The organism is Leptothrix toolikensis (SeqCode), from assembly GCF_057922285.1.
Genome location: NZ_JBYSVC010000138.1, coordinates 1 through 3,528 on the forward strand (window position 1 = coordinate 1; position 3,528 = coordinate 3,528).

General features: G+C 66.6%; 4 protein-coding genes. 2 read left to right on the forward strand and 2 right to left on the reverse strand.

Annotated features, from left to right (window positions below):
- Positions 1-1,249 (reverse strand): murein transglycosylase A (gene mltA, locus AC3VI7_RS12415; RefSeq protein ID WP_489671593.1); only part of this gene is annotated, 1,249 nt, incomplete at its 3' end.
- Between the two features lie 11 nt (positions 1,250-1,260).
- On the reverse strand, positions 1,261-1,635 hold the full coding sequence (gene apaG, locus AC3VI7_RS12420; protein ID WP_489668389.1) for a Co2+/Mg2+ efflux protein ApaG: 375 nt from the start codon (positions 1,633-1,635) through the stop codon (positions 1,261-1,263).
- Between the two features lie 67 nt (positions 1,636-1,702).
- Between apaG and AC3VI7_RS12425 the strand changes: the two genes are divergently transcribed.
- Together AC3VI7_RS12425 and AC3VI7_RS12430 are read left to right on the forward strand one after the other, a co-directional pair.
- The gene (locus tag AC3VI7_RS12425) at positions 1,703-2,584 is read left to right on the forward strand and encodes a pirin family protein (protein ID WP_489668390.1); all 882 of its coding nucleotides are present in this window, start codon (positions 1,703-1,705) and stop codon (positions 2,582-2,584) included.
- On the forward strand, positions 2,581-3,528 hold a 948-nt coding region (locus AC3VI7_RS12430; RefSeq protein WP_489671594.1), incomplete at its 3' end, for an efflux RND transporter periplasmic adaptor subunit. The genes AC3VI7_RS12425 and AC3VI7_RS12430, both read left to right, overlap by 4 nt.

Consider the following 3,528-nt stretch of genomic DNA (forward strand, 5'->3'; position numbering starts at 1 on the left):
AGTCGGCCCGCACGGCACCGACGATGGCACCGCCGGTGTCTTGGGCCACCACCATGCGTTGCAGGGGGCGGGGTGTTGGGCTGCTGCTGGAGCCGCTGCTGCGGCCCATGCTGGGCTCGGTGCTGGCTAGCCACACAGGGGTGCCGTAGGGGATGCTGTCGCGGTCCACGGCGATGGAGCGGCCGGGGGTGAGCGGCACGCCTTGGGCACCGTTGGGGCCAACGTTCGGGTTCGGCAGCGCTTCTTCGCGGAAAAAGACGTAGCGCGGGTTGGCGGCCATCATCTCGCGCACGCGCCCTGGGTTGTCACGCGCCCACGTGCGGATCGAGGACCAGCTGGCTTGCTCCAGCGTGAATGCACCTTGCTCGACCAGCCAGCGGCCGACCGATTGATAGGGCTGCTCGTTGTGGCCCGCAAAGGCCATGCGCACCAGATGACTCTGGCCGTCGGGCTCTTGCAGCATCAGCCGACCGGAGCCTTGGATGTGCAGCACCAAGGCGTCGATGGGGTCGGCCAGCCAAGCGATTTCTCGGCCGCGCAGCGCTGCTTGGGCGCTGGCCAAAGCGTCGATTTGCGCCCGGCTGTACCACGGCTTGCGCTGGCCAAGATCGGCTGGCGGGGCGTAAAGCGGCACGCAAAAGCGCCGGGTTGGCACGCGACTGGCTTCGAGAAAAGGCTCGAAATAGCCGGTCATCATCCCGGAGGCCTGCCCGTCAAAGGCTTCGACGCGCCAAGGGCGTAACCAAGTACGGAAGAACTCGCGCACTTCGATCTCGTCGTGGCGATCCACCGAGCGCGCCATCTGACAGGCAATGCGCCAAGCCGCGTGCGGGCGCTCGCAACTGCGCAGCAAGGCCGGCCAAGCTTCGACCAAGTTGTCTGCGTTCCAGCCGGGCAGGGCGCTCCAGTCGCTGGCGACCCAGTGGCCGCGTGGGGTGGCGAATTGCGCGGGCGGCTCGATAAGCTCCGCGCTGGAGATCTGCCAATCCTGCGGTAAGGGGTTGACCCATGTCGGGCTGGTGCTGCTGATCGGTGTTGGGGCGACCCCGGCGGTGGTGGTCACTGCCGGCAAAGGCGGCATCGACGCTGCCATCACCACAGGTGCCGGCAAAGCGGGGGGTTTGGCGATGGGCGTGGCGCTGCTGATCCGGGGCGGCAGGGGCGGCATCGACGAGCGGCAGGCTGTGAGGTTCAGCAGCGCAGCACTGAGCACCCCCAACAACCCCGCCATGAGACGAATAGGGCGCATCGGTACAGGGATCAATGCAAGGCTTGGGCCACCGCAAGGTGGAAAAGCGGGATGGGGCTTTCGAAAGCGTGGGCGCTTTCGGTCATGCCGTAGTAGGTGCCGTGCATCTGGCCGCGTGGCGTGGCCAGTTGGGTCCAGCTGGTGTAGGTGAATTCTTTGCCGGGGGCGATGAGCGGCTGGTGCCCGACCACCCCGAGGCCGCGCACTTCTTCGGTCTTGCCGGTGCCGTCGGTGATCAGCCAGCAGCACGCCACCAACTGAGCCGCCACGTTGCCGGTGTTGCGGATCGTGATGGTGTAGCTGAAGGCGTACAGCGGCTGCCCGGCGTCAGATTGCTCGGGCAGGTACTGTGTGACGACGGTGCAGGTGAATTCGGGATGTTCCATGCGGCCATTTTAGGAGGCCTGACCTTTATGCTTGGTGTCTGCGTGGTTCACGTTGCTGGAGATGATCATGAATACCCCCCATTTATCCCCTTCTCACGTCCTCTCACCCCGCCCGGTCGAGCGTCAAGTGCTGGGTCGTGCCACCCAAGATGGCGCGGGGGTGCGACTCACCCGGGTGCTGACCCAAGATTTACAGCACCGTCTGGACCCCTTTTTGATGCTCGACGCCTTTGGCAGCGACGAGGCGGCGGATTACATCGGCGGCTTTCCCGATCACCCGCATCGCGGTTTTGAGACCGTGACCTACATGCTCGAAGGGCGCATGCGCCATCACGACTCGGCCGGTAACGCGGGGCTGTTGACCTCCGGTGCGGTGCAGTGGATGACTGCCGGGCGCGGCATCGTCCACAGCGAAATGCCCGAGCAAGAAGAAGGCCGCATGGAGGGCTTCCAGCTTTGGCTGAACCTGCCGGCGCGCGACAAGATGTGTACGCCTTGGTACCGCGATATCCCGGCCGCCGACATCCCGCGCTTTGACCACGCCGGGGTGCATGTGCAGGTGATCGCGGGCAGCAGCCACGGCGTGGCGGGCGCGGTCGAGCGTGAGGCGACCGCGCCGATCTATCTCGACGTGCATCTGGCCCCGGGTGCGGTGTTTGAGCAGGCCTTGCCGCCGGGTCACAACGCTTTTGTCTACGTCTACCGGGGGGAGCTGGCCATCGGTGCGGCCGAGGCCGCCACGCCGGTGGGGCCGCAGCGCATGGCACTTTTGGCCAACGGGGACGATCTGGACGGTGTGCGTTTGGTCGCCGGCGCAGCGCCAGTGCGGGCGTTGTTGGTCGCCGGCCGGCCGCTGGGTGAGCCCATCGTGCAATATGGGCCATTCGTCATGAACACCGAAGCGGAAATCCGCCAGGCGTTGACTGATTTCCGGGCGGGGCGGCTGTGAAGATCTTGAAGTGGGGTGGATGGACGCTCGTGGCGCTGGCCTGTGGGGCCGGCGTGGCGTGGTGGAAGCTGGCACCGATGACCGTGCAGGTGGGGGTTGTCACCCAAGGCCCAGCCATCGAGGCGGTCTACGCCACCGGCATGGTCGAGCCGACCGTGATGGTGCCGGTGTCGCCGCGCAGTGGCGGGCGGCTCTTGACGCTGGACGTGGATGAAGGGGCTGCCGTGCGCAAAGGCCAAGTGCTGGCCCGGCTCGATGCCGACGATTTGCACCACACGGTCGAAGAAATGCAGGCCCGCGCCAAGTTGGCCCAGACCCAGCTGGACCGCACCCGCACCTTGGTGCAGCAGCAATTCCTCTCGCCCGCTGAACTCGACCGCACCCGCACCGAACTCGACGCTGCGCGCGCCGCCTTGGAGCGCGCCCGGGCTTTGAGCAGCTACAGCGTGCTCACTGCGCCTGCCGACGGCGTGGTCTTGAAGCGTGACGGCGAAAAGGGCCAGTTCATCGCGGCCGGCCAAACCGTGTTCACCTTGTCGTGCTGCGCGCCGCTGCGGGTGGCGGCCGAGGTGGACGAGGAAGACATCAGCCGGGTGCAGATCGGTCAGTCGGTCAGCTTGCGTACCGACGCCCTGCCGCAACAGCTTTTTGACGGTGAAGTGGCCGAAATCACCCCCAAGGGCGATCCGGTGGCGCGCAGCTACCGGGTGCGTATCCGCTTCAAAGAGGCCAGTACGGCGGGCATGCAGGCGCTGCGCACCGGCATGACCATGGACGCCAACATCTTGATCGCCCGGCGCGAGCAAGCGCTCTTGGTGCCGGCGCAGGCGGTGCAAGCCCCCGCCACCCATGAGCCGCTGCTTTGGAGCGTGGGCCCCGAGGGCCAGTTGCATCGCCATGTCGTGCGGCTGGGCGTCAAGACGACCGAGCGCATCGAGATCCTC

Bases quoted from the DNA above. Each gene is read 5' to 3' on its own strand.
- apaG (WP_489668389.1), bottom strand. From the start codon at position 1,635: ATGGAACATCCCGAATTCACCTGCACCGTCGTCACACAGTACCTGCCC.
- AC3VI7_RS12425 (WP_489668390.1), top strand. From the start codon at position 1,703: ATGAATACCCCCCATTTATCCCCTTCTCACGTCCTCTCACCCCGCCCG.